Genomic DNA, 18548 nt, shown 5'->3' on the forward strand with positions numbered 1-18548 from the left:
AAGAGCGAAGTGCGTAAGGGCCGGGAGGGGCATTCCTTACGCACCACGCATCTGGGGGGCTTTCACCATGGACCCGATGAACCGGGGACCGGAAGAGTTCAACCATGCCGACGACACGGTCGGCGTTGCGGGCGCACACGCGGAACCGGGCGCCGGACCGCAGCGCCCGCCGCGCGACAGGGAGCCCGCCACACCCGAGTTCGGACCGCGCGCGGCAGGACTCGCCCGCACCGTCCAGCTCGTCTCCGGCGACTTCCTGCTCACCGTCAATCCGGTCGACGGCAGCGAGATCGAGAACTGCCCGCCGGGCGCGATACCCGGCCGTGCCGTGCGGCGCAGCGCCGCCGAGCGGGCCGAGGGCGAGAGAGCCGCCCGGCCGCCGCTGCCACCCGGCCTGATGACGCCCACCCCCGCCCTCCTCGAACGGCAGGAGGAGCGCGCCAGGCTCGTACGCCTCCTCGGCCGCGGCCGCTCCGTGCGGCTCACCGGGCCCGCGGGCTCCGGGCGCAGCGCCCTGCTCGACGCCGTCGCCGGTGACTGCGCCGAGCTCGCCCCCGACGGCGTCGTACGCCTGTCGGGCCACCGCCGCACCCCCACCGAGCTCCTTCACGAGCTGTACACCACGGTGTTCCACGCGCCCCTGCACCGGCCCGACCGGGCCACGCTCCTGGAGCGGGTGCACGAGATCGGTGCCGTCGTCGTGCTCGACGACCTCGAATTCGGCGGGGCCACCCTCGAAGAGCTGCTCATGGCCACGCCCGAGTGCGCCTACGTCCTTGCCGCCACCCCCGACGTGCCCGCGCCGCAGTCCGACTCGCACGTCGAAGAGGTCTTCCTGTCCGGCCTCGGCCGCAGCGCCTCGCTCGAACTCCTGGAGCGGGCCGTCGACCGGGCGCTGACCGACGAGGAGGCCAACTGGGCGGGCGACCTCTGGTTCGAGTCCGAGGGCCTGCCGCTGCGCTTCGTCCAGGCCGGCGCCCTGCTGCGGCAGCGCGACCACCTGCGCGGCGAGCCCAACTCCCTCGATCCGTACGGCTTTCCGACGGAGGAGCCCGGCGAGGTCTCGGTGTTCTCGGGCGAGGGCCGCGAGATTGCGCTGCCCACGCTGGGCGAGGGCGCGGCCCCCGCGGCCCTGCTCGCCTCCCGGCTGAGCGAGGCTGCCCGGGCCACCCTGCGATTCGCGGTCGCACTCGGTGGCGAGGTGCCGCACCAGGCGCACCTGCCCGCCCTGGTCGGCGACACCCACGCGGACGCCGCCCTCGGCGAACTCCTCGACAGCGGACTCCTGTCCCCGGTCGGCTCCCGCTACCGGCTCGCCGCCGGAGTCCTCGCCCAGCTGGAGAGCACCGGGTACGCCACCGACTCCGCCGAGCGGGCCCATGCCGCCGCCCAGCACTACACCTGGTGGACCGGGCACCCCTCGGTCACCCCCGAACGGGCCGCCGTCGAGGCGGACGCGGTGCTCGCCTCGATGAGCGCGCTCGTACCGGGCGAGCAGAGCGAACACCCCGCCACCGCGGTCAAGCTGGCCCGCACCGCCGCGCCCGCCTTCGCCGCCGGCCTGCACTGGGGCGCCTGGGAGCGCACCCTGCGCGTCGGGTCCGAGGCCGCCCGGCTCACCGGAGAGGTGGCCGAAGAGGCCTACTTCCACCACGAGTTGGGCATCCTCGCGCTCTGCAGCGGCGGCCTGGACCGGGCCCGCGCCGAGCTGGAGGCCTCCATCGGCCTGCGCGGCGCCCTCGCCGACAAGCGCGGCACCGTCGCCGGCCGCCGGGCGCTCGCGCTGGTCGAGGACCGCTCCGGCGGGCTGCTCCCGGGCGGGCGCGCCCCCGCCGGGGAACCGGCTCCGCCGGCCCGCCGCCAGGAGCCCAAGGCGCCGCCCGTGGGTGCTCCCCCGGCCGCGGTGACCGCCCAACTCCCGGACCCCGGAGCCACGTTGATCACCCGGCGGGACACGCCGGTCGGCGCCGCCATGCCCAAGGCGCGGCGCACGCTGTTCGGCGGTGCCCGGCGCAACCTCATCGCGGCCGGCGCCGGCGCGCTGCTCGCCGCGGTGCTCGGCACGGTCGTCACGCTGGGTGCGACCTCCAACAACGACGGCGACGGCCAGGGCGGCCATGTCAAGCAGCAGCAGTCGGCCAACGAGGACGACGGCAGCGGCGGCCTGAACGCCGACCCCAACGACCCGGGCAGCAGTGCCAAGCCGGGCGACAACAAGGGCGGCGGCCCCGCGAGCCCGAGCAAGCCCGGCGCCAGCAGCAAGCCGGGCGCCTCCGGACAGCCGGTCCCGGGCACCAGCGGCAGCCCGAGCACCCCGGGCAAGCCGTCGACCGGGCCGTCCACGCCGTCCAAGCCGTCGACGCCGGGCAAGCCCTCCACCTCGGGGAAGCCGTCGCACCCGACGTCGCCCACGCCGACGCCGACCCACAGCACCCCGTCGTCCACCCCCTCGACGCCGACCACTCCGTCGTCGCCGGCGAGCAGTGGTGGCAGCAGCCCGCCGCCACCCTCCACCAAGCCGCCGCCGTCGAGCCCGGCCTCCACATCCCCGACGTCGAGCGCGCCGGCCGCCTCCAAGCCGCCGCCGACGTCGACCGGCCCCACCAAGAGCGCCCCGGCGACCTAGACACCCTCGGTCGCCACCGGGCCCGCGCAAGACCCCGTACAGCACGAGAAGGGGCCCGCAGCACTCTGCGGGCCCCTTCTCGTACGTACGCTCAGAACAGCCGGAGCTTGTCGTCCTCGATGCCGCGCAGGGCGTCGTAGTCCAGCACGACGCAGCCGATGCCGCGGTCGGTGGCGAGCACGCGGGCCTGGGGCTTGATCTCCTGGGCCGCGAAGACGCCCTGGACCGGAGCGAGGTGCGGGTCGCGGTTGAGCAGCTCCAGATAGCGGGTCAGCTGCTCCACGCCGTCGATCTCGCCGCGCCGCTTGATCTCGATCGCGACGGTCTTGCCGTCACCGTCCCGACACAGGATGTCCACCGGGCCGATGGCCGTGGGGTATTCGCGGCGGATCAGGGTGTATCCCTCACCGAGCGTCTCGATCCGATCGGCGAGCAGCTCCTGGAGGTGCGCTTCCACGCCGTCCTTGATCAGGCCAGGGTCGACGCCGAGTTCGTGGGAGGAGTCGTGGATGACCTCCTCCATCGTGATGATGAGCTTCTCGCCCGCCTTGTTGATGACGGTCCAGACGCCCTCGTCGTCCCCCGAGCCCTCCTTGAGGGTGCACGGCGGAGACATCCAGTTGAGGGGCTTGTAGGCCCGGTCGTCAGCGTGGATGGAGACGCTGCCGTCCGCCTTCACGAGGATGAGACGGGGGGCGGAGGGCAGGTGGGCGGTGAGGCGGCCCGCATAGTCGACGGAGCAGCGGGCGATGACGAGACGCATGGTGGGCAACGCTACTCGACTCCCCCCGCCGAACGCGATTCGCCCAGGAGTGCACTGTTCGTTATTGGCCGGTTATGTGCCAAGTACCTGCCGCGGGCCGGACATCGCGCCTACCGTGGAAGCGGGAGGTTGTCGGCCGCGCACGCTGCGTTGTCGGGAGAGACGGCCGTCATGCTCCCTTTCCCTGCCCGTAAGGCCCCGCTCCCCGGGGTCGCGAGAGGAGAAACCATGTCGCTCGACGTCTCACCGGCCCTACTCGAACAGGCCGAGCGAGGCGAGGTCGACGAAGCCGCCTTCGTCGACTGCGTCCGGACCTCCCTGCCCTACGCGTGGGAGATGATCAGCTCTCTGGTGGCCCAGCTGAAGGTCGACGGCGGAGAGTTCGCCGACAACCAGACGCCACCGCCGGACGAGCAGGCGCGCGGCCAGCTGCTGCGTGCCCTTGCGAGTGACGCCATTCGCGGTGCGCTCCAGCGGCACTTCGGTGTCCGTCTGGCGTTCCAGAACTGCCACCGTGTCGCGGTGTTCCCTCTGGACCCCTCGTCCGATGAGCGGCTCGCCCGCTTCACCTCGATCAGGGGTCAGCTGCTCAACCAGTCTCCGGAGCTTCGGGACTGCTGACGTCTTCGCTGCCGCTCCGCGTCGCGGGAGGTGCAACTGACGCGGGGCGGTGGCTACTCGGGCCACGGCGCCCGGCATGCGCTAGCTCAGCATCGGCAGCACCTCCGTGCCAAGGCGCCGTACGTTCTCCTCCGTCGCCGCCAGGTCGCCCGAGCCCTCCACCAGGAGGGCGAAGCGGGTGATGCCCGTGCGCTCGGAGGTGGCGGCCAGGCGGTCCGCGGCCAGGCGCGGTGTGCCGACCGGGTGCAGACCGCAGAGGAGTTCGGTGTACGCCACCGGATCACGCATCGCGCGATGGCGGCCGTCGACCGTCACATGGGCGTCAAGCCCCTGCTTCAGCCAGCCCGGCATCGACTTCAGGAGCGTCTCAGCGGCCTCGGCGCGGCGGTCGGCGATCTGGGCGACGCCGGCCGACACATGGCCCGCCGTCGCCACCTTCTCCGGTGTGTGGCCCGCCGCCCGCGCCTCCCGGCGCCACAGCGCGACCATCTCGGCCTTCTCCTCGTCGCCGCAGTGCATCCCGAGCAGCATCGGCAGCCCGCGGTCCGCGGCCAGCTTCACGCTCCTCGGTGACGTACAGGCCACGATCACCTCGGGGCAGGCGTCGTCGGGACCGCCGTCCAGGATCTCGTCGGGCCGCGGCACGACCGGGACCTCCCGGAAGGTGAATCGTTCCCCCAAGCCGGCCACGCGGGGCTCACGCAGCCAGCGCAGGAGCAGATCGAGCGATTCCGGGAAGCCCTCCTCGTACGCCCTGAGGCCCGAGCCGAAGACCTCCAGGTCGACCCAGGGCCCGCCGCGCCCCACGCCGAGCGTGAACCGCCCGCCGGAGGTGAGGTGCAGCAGCGCGGCCTGTTCGCCGAGCGCCACCGGGTGTGCGGTCGGCAGCACGGTGACCGCGGTGCCGACCCTGATCCGTTTCGTACGCCCGAGCAATAACGCCGCCAGCGTCACAGCCGACGGGCACACGCCGTACGGTACGAAGTGGTGTTCGGCCAGCCACACCGAGTCAAGCCCGGCCTCCTCGGCCACCTCGGCGGACCTGACCGCACGATGGAGCGTTTCTCCCTGCCCCTGGCCCGGGAACTGGGCTGCCAGTACAAAAGTTCCCACATGCATGGCCTTCTGCCTCCTTGCGGCCGACGCAGTTCTCCCCCTCTTACTGGCAAGAACGTCTGACAAGTGCCAAAGGCACGGTCTGACGCCAACTTCTTGCGATTGTCGGCTAAGAGTCCCTCTAACGGGTGACTCTGGCACGCCCTACCCGGGCGGGTACCCGTCGTGCATGGGCCTAGGCTGGAGAGAAACGTCCGACCCGCCCCGTGAGGTGTCTACGTGTCCCCGCGCCGCAACCGCCCCAAGGGCGGCGAGAAGCCGACCGAGTCCGAGAACCGGACGGAGGGCGGCGACCGTTTCGGGCTGCAGGGCACCGAGTCCTGGCAGGGCGAGGAGTGGTCGGTGCGGCATGTGGCGGGGGCCAGTGCCGCGGGCAAGCGGTATCGCTGCCCCGGCTGCGACCAGGAGATCCCCTCCGGCGCACCGCACTTGGTCGCATGGCCCGAGTACGCGGGCGTCGACGAGCGCCGGCACTGGCACAAGGCGTGCTGGAACGCGAAGGACCGCCGCACCACGCGGGTGCAGCGGTCCAGGAACGCGCCGAGGTACTGAACGCCCTCGGCAGAGGGACGAACGCCCCCATACGTCCTTATACGTCGCGGGAGTTGAGCGACAGGAACGCGCCGCCCAGGGCGACCGCGGTGATCCCCGTGATGATCCACAGCGGGTCCCAGCCGGCCGGCCCGGAGCCCGAGATCGATTCTCCGTAGAAGGCGCTCAGCTGGCTCGGGATCGAGTACTCCAGGAGGAAGTTCCGCACGCCCTCCAGCGACGGGGTGAACATGAACAGGGCGAGCACCAGCGGGAGCAGCACCACGCCGATCATGATCGTGATCGAGCCCGCGGAGTGCCGGATGAGCGCGCCCACCGCGAGGGACAGCAGCCCGAGCATCGCGATGTAGAGGCCGACGCCGACGGTGGCACGCAGCCACTCGCCGCCGCTCGGCGTCCTCGCGTCCGGCAGCAGGGCGCTCTGGATGGCCGCGACCAGCGTCGTCATGGCCGTCACGATCACGAAGGCGAGCAGGAAGAAGACGACCGACTTGGCGGCCAGGATCCGGCCCCGGCTCGGGCAGGCCGTCAGGGTCGTACGGATCATGCCGGTGCCGTACTCGGACGCGATGGTCAGCACGCCGAGGGTGATCACGCAGATCGTGCCGAGCAGTACTCCGTAGAAGCCGAGCAGCAGGACCGAGTTGTCGCCCATGTGCGCGTCGCTGGACCGCACGACGATGCCGGTGAGCAGACCGAGGCCGAGGAGGAGCACGATCAGCACACCCAATGTCCACATGGTGGAACGCACTGACCGGATCTTGGTCCACTCGGAGGCGAGCGCGTCACCGAAGGTGGCCCGCCGCACGGCGATCGGCGAGGTGTACGTGCCGAGCGGGCCGCCCGGCGCCTGCTGGGGGTGCGGCTGCTGCTGGTAGGGGGTGCTCATCGGGCGTCCTCGGGCTTGGTCGGGGCGGCAGGCGCGGCCGGGGCCTGCGGAACCGGGGGAGCGGCGGGCGGCTGGGGCTGCGGTGCCTGCTGCACCGGCGGCTGCTGCACCGGCGCCTGCTGGGGCGCGGCCGCGTACGGGTTCTGGCCGGGCGGCGGCGGTGCGTACCAGCCGTGCTGCGGTACCTCGGGGACGACCTGCGGCGGCGCGTACCCGGGCGGCATGGCCGGCTGCAGGCCCGCCTTCTGGTCGGCCGTCGAGCGGTAGTCGACCGCGCCCTGCGTCATCCGCATGTACGCCTCTTCCAGCGAGGCCTGGTGCGGGGACAGCTCCCACAGGCGTACGTCCGCCTCATGGGCGACGTCGCTGATGCGGGGCAGCGCGAGGCCGGTCACGCGCAGCGCGCCGTCCGGCTCGGGCATCACCTGGCCGCCCGCCTCGGTCAGCGCGGAGGTCAGCTTCTCGCGCTGGGCGGGGTCTGTGCCGGGGGTGCGCACCCGGGCGAAGTCGGCGGAGTTGTGCGAGATGAAGTCGGTGATCCGCATGTCCGCGAGCAGCTGGCCGCGGCCGATCACGATCAGGTGGTCGGCGGTCAGCGCCATCTCGCTCATCAGGTGCGAGGACACGAACACGGTGCGGCCCTCGGCGGCGAGCTGCTTCATCAGGTTGCGCACCCACAGGATGCCCTCGGGGTCGAGGCCGTTGACCGGCTCGTCGAAGAGCAGCACCTGCGGGTCGCCGAGCAGCGCCGCCGCGATGCCGAGGCGCTGGCCCATACCGAGCGAGAACCCCTTGGAGCGGCGCTTGGCCACCTCCTGGAGGCCGACCACACCGAGCACTTCGTCGACCCGGCGGGCGGGAATGCCGGAGAGCTGGGCGAGCGAGAGCAGGTGGTTGCGGGCGCTGCGGCCCCCGTGCACGGCCTTCGCGTCGAGCAGCGCGCCTACCTGGCGCGGGGCGTTCGGGAGGTTGCGGAAGGGGTGGCCGCCGATGGTCACATGGCCGGCGGTCGGCTGGTCCAGGCCGAGGATCATGCGCATGGTCGTGGACTTGCCGGAGCCGTTGGGCCCCAGGAAACCGGTGACCGCGCCGGGTCGTACCTGAAAGGAAAGGTTGTGCACGGCCGTCTTGGCGCCGTAGCGCTTCGTCAGGCCGACTGCCTCGATCATTCTCCAGCCCCATCGACGGTTTTGGGTCGTCGGGGCGGTGTCCGGCCTACGGCCGGCATGCCCCCGTATGAGTGAGGAGCTTATCCAGGCCTTGACGGTTCCGGCTAAGTCGTCGCGTCTGCGCAGGCCGGTCAGGCGTCCCGTTTGCGCAGGACGAGATAGCCGCCGGCCAGCGCCGCGATCACCCACAGCACCATGATGCCCAGGCCGCCCCAGGGCCCGTACGGCGCCGGATCGCTGTTCATCGCGTCCGGGACCACCTGCATGATCTGCGAGCCGGCCCGGTCGGGGAAGTAGCGGGCCACGTTCTTGGCGCCCGGCACGGCGGAGAGGATCTGCGAGATCAGGAAGAAGAACGGCATCAGGATGCCCAGCGACAGCATCGAGCTGCGCAGCATCGTGGCGACACCCATCGAGAACAGCGCGATCAGCGCCATGTAGAGCCCGGCGCCGACGACCGCCCGCAGCACATTGGGCTCGCCGATCGTCGTCCTGTGCGGGCCGAGCAGCGCCTGGCCGAGGAAGAACGACAGGAAGCTGGTCGCCATGCCCACGACCAGTGCGAGCAGCGTCGCCACGGTCAGCTTGGCGAACAGAAACGTGCCCCGGCGCGGCACGGCCGCCAGCGAGGAGCGGATCATGCCCGAGCTGTACTCGGTGCCGACCACCAGGACGCCGAAGACGACCATCGCCAGCTGACCGAGGATCATCCCGGAGAAGCTGATGAACGTCGGGTCGAAGGTCAGCTTCTCGGCCGGCTTGAGGTCGTCGAACTGTGACCTCATCAGCGCGCACAGCGCGGCGCTGATGGCGACCGTGACGATCAGGGCGCAGGCCAGCGTCCAGGTCGTCGAGGAGACCGTACGGATCTTGGTCCACTCGGATTTGAGGACCGCGGGGAGCGATGCCATGGCTCAGACCCCCCGGCCCTGATCGTGCGCGCCCCAGTTCGGCGCCTGCCGCCCGGCGCCCCGGTCCGGCGGCGGGGGCGGCCCGCCGGGGGTGGTGGCGCCGTGTGCGTGGTACTCCACCGAACCCGCCGTCATCTGCATGAACGCCTCTTCCAGGGAGGCCTGCTGGCCCGACAGTTCATGCAGGACGAGCTGGTGCCGGGCGGCGAGTTCGCCGAGCGCCTCGATCCTGCCGTTGTCGATTTCGATGGCGCCGTCGCCGGTCTGGAGGAAGGGGACGCTGTTCTGGTTCAGCACGTCGAGGAGGCGTTCCCACTGCGGTGAACGCAGTCTGACGAAACTCCGCGAGTTCTGCCGGATGAAATCGGCCATCGATGTATCGGCGAGCAGTCGGCCCTGCCCGATAACGATCAAGTGATCCGCGGTGAGTGCCATTTCGCTCATCAGGTGAGACGAAACGAAGATCGTTCTCCCTTCACCCGCGAGCTGCTTCATGAGATTGCGGATCCAGTGAATTCCCTCGGGGTCCAGACCATTGACGGGTTCGTCGAACATCAGGATCTCGGGATCACCGAGCAGCGCGGAGGCGATTCCCAGGCGCTGCCCCATACCCAGCGAGAAGCCCTTCGCCTTCTTCTTCGCCACCGCGGAGAGCCCGACCGTATCGAGCACCTCGGAGACCCGCGCGGCCGGAATCCGGTTGGACTCGGCAAGGCACAGCAGGTTGTTGTACGCCGTGCGGCCGCCGTGCATCGCCTTGGCATCGAGCAGCGCCCCGATGTACTTCAGCGGCTCGGCCAGCTCCCGGTAGTGCCTGCCGTCGATGCGTACGGTCCCACTGGTCGGATTGTCCAGATCGAGCAGCATGCGCATGGTCGTCGACTTGCCGGCCCCGTTGGGCCCCAGGAATCCGGTCACCACACCGGGTTTGACCTGGAAGGACAGGTGATCGACGGCGACCTTGCTGCCATAGCGCTTGGTGAGGCCCTCTAGCTCGATCATGCGACCACGCTAAGGGTGCGCAAAGCCCCCTGCCACCGGAGTGGCAGGGGGCTTCGCGACCCTCGACCGCAGCCCACGGGGGAAGGGCTGCGGGGACTAGCGGGACTGCTGCGCCGGGACGCCGCGCGAGACGGGCTCGTCGTCGACCGGGGAGCCGGCGGCGGCCACGGCCGCACCGGTCAGCGTCGCCAGCATCTCGCGGACGTTGGTCAGCTGAGCGTTGATCGAGTCGCGGCGGTTGGTGAGCGCCGCCAGCTCGCGCTCGGATTCCGAACGGATCCGGTCCGCCTTGGCGTTGGCGTCGGCCACGATGTCCTCGGCCTGGCGCTGGGCGGTCTCCACGGTCTGGCGCGCCCGGCGCTCCGCGTCCGTACGCAGCTTCTCGGCCTCCAGGCGGAGCTGCTCCGCGCGGTGCTCGATCTCCGCGAGGCGCTTCTCGGCCTTGGCCTGACGCGACGCCAGGTCGCGCTCGGACTGCTCGCGGCGCTTGGCGAGGTTCGTCTCGAAGTCCGCGGCGGCCTGGGCGGCCTTGGCGCGGGTCTCCTCGAAGAGCGCGTCCGCCTCCTCGCGCTTGGACTGCGCGTCCTTCTGCGCCTCGGAACGGAGCTGAGAGGCGTCACCCTTCGCCTTCTCGACGATCCGTACGCCCTCGTCCTCGGCCTTCGCCTTGCGCTCGGAGGCGAACGACTCGGCGTCGTTGCGCACCTGCTGGGCGGCCGACTCGGCGAGCTCACGGTGCTGTTCGGCGGCCCGGCGGGCCTCCTCGCGCAGGTCCTTCGCCTCTTCCTCGGCGAGCCGCAGGATCTTTTCGACACGCGCACCCAGACCCGCGTACGACGGCTCCGCGTCGTTCACCTGGGCCTGGGCGTTCTGCGTTTCGAGGTGGAGCTCCTCGATGCGCTTTTCCAGAGAAGTGATCCGTGCCAGAGCACTGTCACGGTCGGCGACGAGCTTGGTAATGCGGTCATCCACCTGACCGCGGTCGTAACCACGCCGCACGAGCTCGAAGCCGAAGGGGGAGGAAGTGTCGCTCATGGGGTTCCTGTCGAATGAGACCGGTGAGGTGATAGGGGGAATCCTAGGGGCCCAAGCGGCGTGTCATCGAGCGGATGCCGGTTTGATCTGGAGAATGTCCAGCCTTTTGAGTGGCTACCCCTCGGAGGACTTGCCACTCGAACGAGTTGCTCCAGCGGCGGCACCCGCCTTCACACCTGCGGAGGAACCACCGCCCGAGGCGGACTTGCCGCCCCCGCCCGGCGCCTCGAACGACTCCAGAGCCTCAAGTACATCTTGGACGCGGGAGATCTCGGCATTGATGTCGGCGCGCCGCCGTACCAGGACGTCGAGTTCGCGCTTGCCCTCCTCGACCGTGCGGCGCGCCTCGGCGGCCGCCTCGTCGCGCAGCGCGGTGGCCTCGCGGATCAGCTCGGCCTTCTTGGTCTCGGCCTCCTTGAGCAGCGCCTCCGCCTTCTTCACCGCGGCGATACGCACCTTGCCCGCCTCGGAGTTGGCGTCGGAGACCAGCTCCTTGGCCTTGGCCTCGGCCTCGGCGGCCTGCTCGGTGGCGGCCTTCACCAGCTTGTCGACGCGCTCGCCCGCCGACTTCATCTGCTCGGCGCTCTCGCGGCGGGCCCGCTCGTGCAGCTCCTCGATCTCCGCCTCGGTGCGCGAACGCACCTCCTCGGTGCGCTCCCTTATGGCGGTGGCGTCCGCGCGCGCACCGGCGAGCAGCTCGTCGGCGTCCGTACGGGCCTTCTCCACCAGGGAGTTGCCCTCGACCGTCGACTCCGCGACGATCCGCTCGGCCTCCTTGCGGGCCGCGCCGACCATCGTGTCGGCCTGCTCCTCGGCCTCGGTGGCGGCGCGCAGCGCCTCCTCCTGGGCCTTGTTGATGAGCTGGTCGGCCTGCTCGGCCGCGTCCGCACGCCGCTTGGCGGCGGCCGTGCGGGCCTCGTCGAGCAGCCGGTCCGCCTCCTCGCGGGCCTCGGCCCGGGTCTTCTCCGCGGCCTCCTCGGTACGGGCCTTGTTCTTCTCGGCCTCGGCCCGGATCCGCTCGGCGGCCTGCTGGGCGGAGCCCACCGTGTCGGCGGCCTCGGCGCGCAGCCGCTCGGCCTCGCCGCTCGCCTCCGCGATGAGCTGGTCGGCCTGGGCGGCCGCGTCCGTACGCCGCTTGTCGGCGGCCCGGCGTGCCTCGTCGAGGATCCGGTCGGCCTCGGCGCGGGCTTCGTTTATGGTCTGCTCGGCCTCGGCACTGGCCGCGCCCAGCGTGGAACCCGCGTCCGCGCGCGCCTCGGTGGTGACCAACTCGGCGTAAGCGTTGGCCTCGTTCGTGGTGCGCTCGGCGTCCGCCTCGGCCTTGCTGGTGACCCGCTCGGCCTGCTCGCGGGCGGCCGTCGTGACCTGCTCGGCCTCGGCGAGGGCCGCGGAGGTGACCCGGTCGGCCTCCTCGCGGGCCTCGGCGCGCAGCGCGTCGGCCTCGGCCTGGCCCTCGACCCGTACCTGCTGGGCCTCGGTGGTGAGGCGCTCGGCCTCGGCGGTCGACTCGGCGGCGAGCCGCTCGGCCTCCGCCGTCGCCTCGGTGACCAGGCGGTCGGCCTGGCTCGCGGCGTCGGAGCGGATGCGGTTGGCGTCCTCGCGGGCCTCGGCCCGGGTGCGGGCCGCGTCCTGCTCGGAGGAGGCGAGCGCGTCGGAGGCCTCGGTGCGCATGCGTTGCGCGTACTCGGAGGCGTCCGAACGGGCCTTCTCCGCCTCGGCCATGGCGTCCGCGACGGTCCGCTCGGCCAGCGCCTTGGCGGCCTCGGACTCCTCCTGGGCACGGGCCCGGACCCGGCCCGCGTCCTCGCTCGCGCGCTCCCGCTCGGCGTGCGCGTCGGCGCGGACCCGGTCCGCCTCCTCCTGCGCCTCGGTCGTGGTGCGCTCCGCCGCGTGCTCGGCCGCGCTGCGCAGACCGGCGATCTCCTGCTCGGCCTCCTCGCGGAGCCCGGACACCGAATCCCGTACGTCCTTGGCGGTCTGCTCGGCCGCCGACACCAGCTCGGTTGCGCGCCGGTCGGCCTCCTCGCCGAGCCGCTGCGCCTCGGCCTGCGCCTCCTCGACCCGCTTGCGGGCGGAGGCGAGCAGGTCCTCGCTCTGCTCGCGGGCCTGGGCGCGCTCCGAATCGGCTTCCGCGCGCGCCGAGTTGAGCGTTTCTTCGGCTTCGCGGCGGCGCCGGGCGGACTCCTCCTGGGCGGAGGCCAGTGCCTCGGCGGCCTCGGCGCCGACGCGCTCGGCGGCGGCCGCGGCCTCCGCACGCATCCGGTCGGCCGTCTCCTGCGCCTCGGACTTGAGCCGCTCGGCCTCCGCGGACGCCTCGGCGCGCAGCCGGGACGCCGCGTTCTCCGCCTCGGAACGGGCGGTCGCCGCATCGGAAGCGGCCTCGGTGCGCAGCCGCTCGGCCTCCTGCTCGGCCTGCGCCTGGAGCGTACGGATGCGCTCGGCGGCCTCGGTGCGGATCCGCTCGCTCTCCTCCGCGGCCTCGCGCCGGATCCGCTCGCCCTCGGCGCGGGCGTCGGTGAGGGCCTGCTCGGCGGCGGCGTGGCGCTGCTCGGCCTCGGTGTGCAGACGGGTCAGTTCCTCGGCGGCCTCGGCCTGACGGGCCGCTATGGCCCGCTCGGTCTCCGCGCGGAGCTCAACTGCCGCCTGCTCGGCGTCCGTTGTGGTCTGCTCGGCCTGCTCCTCGGCCTCCGTGCGCATTCGCTCGGCCTCGGCGCGGGTGCGCTCCAGCGTCTCCTCGGCCTGCCTGCGCAGCGTGTTGGCCCGCTCGACCGCTTCATTGCGTACGCGCTCGGACTCGTTGCCCGCGGTCGTCCGCAGCTCGTCGGCGTCGGCCTTCGCCTTGGCGAGGAGCTCCTCGGCGGTCTTGGCCGCCTCCTCGATCTGCTGCACGGCCTCGCGCCGTGCCTCGCCCCGGATGCGCTCGCCCTCGGCGACCGCCTCGGCGCGCAGCTGCTCGGCCTCGCCGCGCAGCCGGCGGGCCTCCTCCTGGAGCTCGACCGTCTTGGCCCGGTACTCCTTGGTGTCGTCCTTGGCCGCGCCCTTGAGCTCGTCGGCCTGCTCGGCCGCCTCGCCGCGCAGCCGCTCCGCCTCGGCCTCCGCCTCGTGGCGGATCCGCTCGGCCTCCGCGGACGCCTTGCGGGTGGTCTCCCGGGCGTCCTCGGACGCCTTGGTCAGCACCTCCTCGGCCGTGCGCGCGGCCTTGGCGAGCTGGGCCGCGGTGTCCTCGGCGGCGCTGGAGCGCGCCGACTCGGCGGCCTCCGTGCGCAGCCGCTCGGCCTCCGCCTTCGCGTCCTCGAGCGCCTGCTCGGCCTCGGCCTTGAGGGTCTCGGACTCCTTGGTGGCTTCCGCGACGAGCCGGGCGATCTCGGTCTTCGCGGTCCTGGTGCGCTGTTCGTTGGCGGACTCGGCGCTCGCGAGCTGCTTGGCCGCGGCCTCCTTGGCCTCGGTGACGGCCCGTTCGGCCTCGGCGCGCGCCTCGCGCAACGCGGCCTCGGCCTCCTGCATCCGCTGCTCGGCGGCCCGGCTCAGCTCGGCCGCCTGCTGGCGCGCCTGGTCGGCCTCGGCGGTGGTGGTCGTACGCAGCCGCTCGGCGTGGGAGGTGGCCTCCTGGGCCTGCGTGGAGGCCGCGTTCAGGAGCCGCTCGGCGTCCTTGCGGGCGCGCAGCAGCGTGGCCTCGGCCTCGGCGCGGGCCGACTCGGCCTCGGCGCCGAGCCGTTGGCGGGCCTCCTCGGCGATGCGCGTCGCCTCGGCGCGGGCCGCGGCGAGCGCCTGCTCGGCCTCGGCGCGGGACTCTTCCATGAGCCGGCGGGCCTGCGACTCGGTGCGGGCGCGCAGCTGTTCGGCCCACGCCACGTTCTCGTTGACGTGCGACTCGACGGTGGCCCGGCGCTCGGCCAGCTCCTGGTCCAGGCGCTGGCGGCGATTGACGGCCTCGGCGTGCAGCTCGGCCTGGAGACGCGCCTGGTGCTCGGCGTGCTCCTGGAGGATCCGCTGGGTCTGGGCCCGGGCGTCGCGCAGCTCGCGCTCGGCGTCGGTGCGCAGCTGCTCGGCCTGCATCTGGGCATTGCGGAGCAGCTGTTCGGCCTGGTAGCCGACGTTCGCCGCATCGTAGGCGGGACGGGTCGCGAGATTGCGGCGCGCCTCGTGGAGCTTGGCGCGCAGCACTTCGACCTGGTAGCCGAGATCCTCGGCGTGCTGAACGGCCTTCTCCCGCTCGGTCTTCAGCCGCTCCATCTCGGCCTCGAACCGCGAGAGGTGGTCGTCAGGCCGGTGGCTCTGGCTCTCCTGGCGTTCGTAGCCCCGCACTGCGCGGTCCCATCCGTCCCCTGGTCGCGAACACTGCCCGTACGAGCGCCGTCCGACCGCGAGTAACAGCGGACGGGCCCCCGGTGAATGGTGTCAGATCAAAACAGGGGCGTGGGTCCCAGGCCCCGACCCGACCCCGGCCCGGAACCGCCCACTGTACCGGGCCGAGTATCCGGAGGTCCGGCCTCCACCGTGCGGGCTCAGTGGGCGGTGGTGCCTTCCGGGGCGGAAGTGACGAGTTCGGTGAGCACGCCGTGGCAGTCCTTGGGGTGCAGGAACGTGATCGACGAGCCCATCGAACCGATGCGCGGCTGGTCGTACAGGACCCGTACGCCCTTGTCGCGGATGGCCTCGGAGTCGGCCGTGACGTCCCCGGTGCCGAAGGCGATGTGGTGGACGCCCTCGCCGTTCTTGGCCAGCCACTTGCCGACCGCGGAGTCCTCGCGGGTCGGCTCCAGGAGCTGGAGGTAGGAGGCCCCGCCGTCGGAGGTCTCGTTGATCTTGAGCATGGCCTCGCGCACGCCCTGTTCCTCGTTGACCTCGGTGTGGAACACCTCGAATCCGTACGTCGCACGGTAGAACTCGACGGTCTTGTCGAGGTCGAAACAGGCGATCCCGATGTGGTCGATTCGCGTCAGCATGGGTCCAGTGCAGCGCTCGCAGGGGTGATTACGCAACGTGCGCGCGATCACACCGGCTGCCCGGTGACGTGGGCAGTACCGCTCAGTACATTCGAAGTAAACCCTCGTTCACACCCTCACCTCCCAAGGGGCCGTGCCTCATGTCTGGAACGACCGGTACCACCTCAGTGATCGTCGCGGGCGCCCGTACGCCCATGGGCCGACTGCTCGGCTCCCTCAAGTCCTTCTCCGGTGCAGACCTCGGGGGGTTCGCCATCAAGGCGGCCCTGGACCGGGCCGGCATCGGCGGCGACCAGGTGCAGTACGTGATCATGGGTCAGGTGCTCCAGGCCGGGGCCGGCCAGATCCCCGCGCGCCAGGCGGCCGTCAAGGCCGGCATCCCGATGAACGTCCCCGCGCTCACCATCAACAAGGTGTGCCTGTCGGGTCTGGACGCGATCGCGCTGGCCGACCAGCTGATCCGCGCCGGTGAGTTCGACATCGTGGTCGCGGGTGGCCAGGAGTCGATGACCAACGCCCCGCACCTGCTGCCCAAGTCCCGCGAGGGCTTCAAGTACGGCGCGATCGAGATGCTCGACGCGATGGCGTACGACGGTCTGACCGACTCGTTCGAGAACATCCCCATGGGCGAGTCCACGGAGAAGCACAACACCCGCCTGGGCATCGCCCGCCCCGAGCAGGACGCGATCGCCGCGGCCTCGCACCAGCGCGCCGCGGCCGCCCAGAAGAACGGCATCTTCGAGGCCGAGATCACCCCGGTCGAGATCCCGCAGCGCAAGGGCGACCCGGTCCTGTTCGCCAAGGACGAGGGCGTGCGCGCCGACACCACCGTCGAGTCCCTCGGCAAGCTGCGCCCCGCCTTCGCCAAGGACGGCACGATCACGGCCGGCACCTCCTCGCAGATCTCGGACGGCGCGGCCGCGGTCGTCGTCATGTCCAAGGCCAAGGCCGAGGAGCTGGGCCTGGAGTGGATCGCCGAGATCGGCGCCCACGGCAACGTGGCGGGCCCCGACAACTCACTCCAGTCGCAGCCCTCGAACGCGATCCGGCACGCGGTCGGCAAGGAGGGGATCACGGTCGAGGACCTTGACCTGATCGAGATCAACGAGGCCTTCGCGGCGGTCGCCGTGCAGTCAATGAAGGACCTCGGAGTTTCGCCGGAAAAGGTGAATGTCAACGGTGGCGCCATCGCCCTTGGCCACCCGATCGGCATGTCCGGCGCCCGTGTCGTGCTGCACCTCGCCCTCGAACTGAAGCGCCGCGGCGGCGGCGTCGGCGCGGCGGCCCTGTGCGGCGGCGGCGGTCAGGGCGACGCGCTCATCGTTCGCGTGCCGGGCAAGTAACCCCCGGAACCAACTCCCTGATCCCTGCGGTGCGTACGCGACTGAACGGAGCGGCAATGGTGGACGTCCCCGAACTGGTGGCCCAGGCCCGGGAAGGCCGGCCCAGGGCCGTCGCCCGGCTGATCTCGCTGGTCGAGGGGGCGTCCCCGCAGCTGCGCGAGGTCATGGCGGCGCTTGCCCCGCTCGCGGGCAACGCGTACGTCGTGGGGCTCACGGGCTCGCCGGGTGTCGGCAAGTCGACGTCCACCTCGGCGCTCGTCACCGCGTACCGCAGGGCGGGGAAGCGGGTCGGCGTGCTCGCCGTCGACCCGTCCTCGCCCTTCTCGGGCGGGGCCCTGCTCGGCGACCGGGTGCGGATGTCCGAGCACGCCTCCGACCCGGGCGTCTACATCCGCTCGATGGCGACCCGGGGCCACCTGGGCGGCCTGGCCTGGGCCGCGCCGCAGGCGATCCGGGTCCTGGACGCGGCGGGCTGCGAGGTGATCCTGGTCGAGACGGTGGGCGTCGGCCAGTCGGAGGTCGAGATCGCCTCGCAGGCCGACACCTCGGTGGTGCTGCTCGCGCCCGGCATGGGCGACGGCATCCAGGCGGCCAAGGCCGGAATCCTGGAGATCGGCGACCTGTACGTCGTCAACAAGGCGGACCGGGACGGCGCGGACGCGACGGCCCGCGAGCTCAACCACATGCTGGGCCTCGGCGAATCACGCGGCCCGGGGGACTGGCGCCCGCCCATCGTCAAGACGGTGGCGGCACGCGGCGAGGGCATCGACGAGGTCGTGGAGGCCCTTGAGAAGCACCACGCGTGGATGGCCGAGCACGGCGTCCTCGCCGAGCGGCGCCGGGCCCGCGCGGCCCGCGAGGTCGAGACCATCGCGGTCACCGCCCTGCGCGAGCGCATCGGCTCCCTGCACGGCGACCGCCGCCTGGACGCGCTGGCGCAGCGCATCGTGGACGGCGAACTCGACCCGTACGCGGCGGCCGACGAACTGGTGGCCGGGCTGACCGGAGCGTAGCTCCGGCCGGAACCCGGGTCCGACCGGATCCAGTGGTCTGACCGTGCGTCAGATCTTGCCGCGGTGGCCCCGCAGGTGATCCGCGACAGGGGCGAGTGACTCGCGTAGATCCGCGAGCGCCTCGCCCGACAGCAGATCGATGAAGTGGCGCCGTACGGAGGCCACGTGGTGAGGGGCGACCTTCTCCATGGTCTCCGTGCCGTGCTCGGTGAGGACGGCGAACAGGCCGCGCCGGTCCGACTCGCAGTTCTCGCGCCGGACCAGGCCCGCGTTCTCCATGCGGGTGATCTGGTGCGAGAGACGGCTCTTGGACTGGAGGGTGGCGGCCGCGAGGTCGCTCATCCGCATCCGCCTGTCGGCCGACTCCGAGAGGTTCACCAGGATCTCGTAGTCGTTGTTGGTCAGGCCGAACGGCTGCAGATCCTTTTCCATCTGGTACGTCAGCATCCTGTTGACGTCCAGATAGGTGCGCCAGGCGCACTGCTCGTCGTCGCTCAGCCAGTTCGTGGCCGTCTCGGTCTCCATATGTGGATTCTACCTAAGAAGTTGAATTCTGAACCAA

General features: G+C 71.8%; 15 protein-coding genes. 5 read left to right on the forward strand and 10 right to left on the reverse strand.

Annotated elements, in window-relative coordinates; genetic code table 11:
- Positions 1–67 precede the first annotated feature (67 nt).
- Positions 68–2626 (forward strand): ATP-binding protein, encoded by a 2559-nt coding sequence (locus IE206_RS19655; RefSeq protein WP_189963707.1) that lies wholly within the window; start codon positions 68–70, stop codon positions 2624–2626.
- Between the two features lie 91 nt (positions 2627–2717).
- On the opposite strand, the gene nucS is transcribed toward IE206_RS19655, so the two are convergent.
- A complete protein-coding gene (nucS, locus tag IE206_RS19660) occupies positions 2718–3389 on the reverse strand; it encodes an endonuclease NucS (RefSeq protein WP_189963708.1) in 672 nt (223 codons plus the stop codon).
- Between the two features lie 228 nt (positions 3390–3617).
- Between nucS and IE206_RS19665 the strand changes: the two genes are divergently transcribed.
- Positions 3618–4010, forward strand: coding sequence for an SCO5389 family protein (locus IE206_RS19665; RefSeq protein WP_053727014.1), 393 nt, complete (start codon positions 3618–3620; stop codon positions 4008–4010).
- An 81-nt stretch (positions 4011–4091) separates the two neighbouring features.
- Here the strand turns inward: IE206_RS19665 and IE206_RS19670 are convergent, their stop codons facing one another.
- On the reverse strand, positions 4092–5129 hold the full coding sequence (locus tag IE206_RS19670; protein ID WP_189963710.1) for an LLM class flavin-dependent oxidoreductase: 1038 nt from the start codon (positions 5127–5129) through the stop codon (positions 4092–4094).
- Between the two features lie 216 nt (positions 5130–5345).
- Between IE206_RS19670 and IE206_RS19675 the strand changes: the two genes are divergently transcribed.
- Positions 5346–5678 carry an Rv1322 family protein gene (locus tag IE206_RS19675; protein ID WP_189963712.1) on the forward strand — a complete coding sequence of 111 codons (333 nt, stop codon included), beginning with the start codon at positions 5346–5348 and terminating at the stop codon, positions 5676–5678.
- Between the two features lie 37 nt (positions 5679–5715).
- Here the strand turns inward: IE206_RS19675 and IE206_RS19680 are convergent, their stop codons facing one another.
- The 7 genes from IE206_RS19680 to mce all read right to left on the reverse strand — a co-directional run bounded on the left by IE206_RS19680 (position 5716) and on the right by mce (position 15630).
- Positions 5716–6567 carry an ABC transporter permease gene (locus IE206_RS19680; protein WP_189963714.1) on the reverse strand — a complete coding sequence of 284 codons (852 nt, stop codon included), beginning with the start codon at positions 6565–6567 and terminating at the stop codon, positions 5716–5718.
- Complete coding sequence (locus tag IE206_RS19685; protein WP_189963716.1) at positions 6564–7736, reverse strand: ABC transporter ATP-binding protein; 1173 nt, start codon at positions 7734–7736, stop codon at positions 6564–6566. Before IE206_RS19685 ends, IE206_RS19680 begins: the two co-directional genes overlap by 4 nt.
- Positions 7737–7867: 131 nt before the next feature.
- Entirely contained in the window at positions 7868–8647 is a 780-nt protein-coding gene (locus tag IE206_RS19690; RefSeq protein WP_189963719.1) for an ABC transporter permease, read from the reverse strand.
- Positions 8648–8650: 3 nt separating this feature from the next.
- Positions 8651–9649 (reverse strand): ABC transporter ATP-binding protein, encoded by a 999-nt coding sequence (locus IE206_RS19695; RefSeq protein ID WP_189963721.1) that lies wholly within the window; start codon positions 9647–9649, stop codon positions 8651–8653.
- A 96-nt stretch (positions 9650–9745) separates the two neighbouring features.
- On the reverse strand, positions 9746–10684 hold the full coding sequence (locus IE206_RS19700; RefSeq protein ID WP_114038199.1) for a coiled-coil domain-containing protein: 939 nt from the start codon (positions 10682–10684) through the stop codon (positions 9746–9748).
- Between the two features lie 114 nt (positions 10685–10798).
- On the reverse strand, positions 10799–14989 hold the full coding sequence (gene scy / locus IE206_RS19705) for a polarized growth protein Scy (RefSeq protein WP_189963723.1): 4191 nt from the start codon (positions 14987–14989) through the stop codon (positions 10799–10801).
- Between the two features lie 200 nt (positions 14990–15189).
- Complete coding sequence (gene mce / locus IE206_RS19710; RefSeq protein ID WP_189963726.1) at positions 15190–15630, reverse strand: methylmalonyl-CoA epimerase; 441 nt, start codon at positions 15628–15630, stop codon at positions 15190–15192.
- Between the two features lie 140 nt (positions 15631–15770).
- Here mce and IE206_RS19715 point away from each other — a divergent pair, with 140 nt between their 5' ends.
- Positions 15771–16973 (forward strand): acetyl-CoA C-acetyltransferase, encoded by a 1203-nt coding sequence (locus tag IE206_RS19715; RefSeq protein WP_189963728.1) that lies wholly within the window; start codon positions 15771–15773, stop codon positions 16971–16973.
- A 56-nt stretch (positions 16974–17029) separates the two neighbouring features.
- Positions 17030–17986 carry a methylmalonyl Co-A mutase-associated GTPase MeaB gene (meaB, locus tag IE206_RS19720; RefSeq protein ID WP_053727025.1) on the forward strand — a complete coding sequence of 319 codons (957 nt, stop codon included), beginning with the start codon at positions 17030–17032 and terminating at the stop codon, positions 17984–17986.
- A gap of 48 nt (positions 17987–18034) precedes the next feature.
- Here meaB and IE206_RS19725 read toward each other — a convergent pair whose 3' ends face one another.
- The gene (locus IE206_RS19725; RefSeq protein WP_189963730.1) at positions 18035–18511 is read right to left on the reverse strand and encodes a MarR family winged helix-turn-helix transcriptional regulator; all 477 of its coding nucleotides are present in this window, start codon (positions 18509–18511) and stop codon (positions 18035–18037) included.
- Positions 18512–18548 lie beyond the last annotated feature (37 nt).

The sequence above is a fragment of the Streptomyces violascens genome, from assembly GCF_014649955.1.
GTDB classification, from domain to species: Bacteria; Actinomycetota; Actinomycetes; order Streptomycetales; family Streptomycetaceae; genus Streptomyces; species Streptomyces violascens.

Bases quoted from the DNA above. Each gene is read 5' to 3' on its own strand.
- IE206_RS19685 (WP_189963716.1), bottom strand. From the start codon at position 7,736: ATGATCGAGGCAGTCGGCCTGACGAAGCGCTACGGCGCCAAGACGGCC.
- IE206_RS19665 (WP_053727014.1), top strand. From the start codon at position 3,618: ATGTCGCTCGACGTCTCACCGGCCCTACTCGAACAGGCCGAGCGAGGC.
- IE206_RS19725 (WP_189963730.1), bottom strand. From the start codon at position 18,511: ATGGAGACCGAGACGGCCACGAACTGGCTGAGCGACGACGAGCAGTGC.
- IE206_RS19715 (WP_189963728.1), top strand. From the start codon at position 15,771: ATGTCTGGAACGACCGGTACCACCTCAGTGATCGTCGCGGGCGCCCGT.
- IE206_RS19695 (WP_189963721.1), bottom strand. From the start codon at position 9,649: ATGATCGAGCTAGAGGGCCTCACCAAGCGCTATGGCAGCAAGGTCGCC.
- meaB (WP_053727025.1), top strand. From the start codon at position 17,030: ATGGTGGACGTCCCCGAACTGGTGGCCCAGGCCCGGGAAGGCCGGCCC.
- IE206_RS19655 (WP_189963707.1), top strand. From the start codon at position 68: ATGGACCCGATGAACCGGGGACCGGAAGAGTTCAACCATGCCGACGAC.
- nucS (WP_189963708.1), bottom strand. From the start codon at position 3,389: ATGCGTCTCGTCATCGCCCGCTGCTCCGTCGACTATGCGGGCCGCCTC.
- IE206_RS19690 (WP_189963719.1), bottom strand. From the start codon at position 8,647: ATGGCATCGCTCCCCGCGGTCCTCAAATCCGAGTGGACCAAGATCCGT.
- IE206_RS19680 (WP_189963714.1), bottom strand. From the start codon at position 6,567: ATGAGCACCCCCTACCAGCAGCAGCCGCACCCCCAGCAGGCGCCGGGC.
- IE206_RS19670 (WP_189963710.1), bottom strand. From the start codon at position 5,129: ATGCATGTGGGAACTTTTGTACTGGCAGCCCAGTTCCCGGGCCAGGGG.
- IE206_RS19700 (WP_114038199.1), bottom strand. From the start codon at position 10,684: ATGAGCGACACTTCCTCCCCCTTCGGCTTCGAGCTCGTGCGGCGTGGT.
- mce (WP_189963726.1), bottom strand. From the start codon at position 15,630: ATGCTGACGCGAATCGACCACATCGGGATCGCCTGTTTCGACCTCGAC.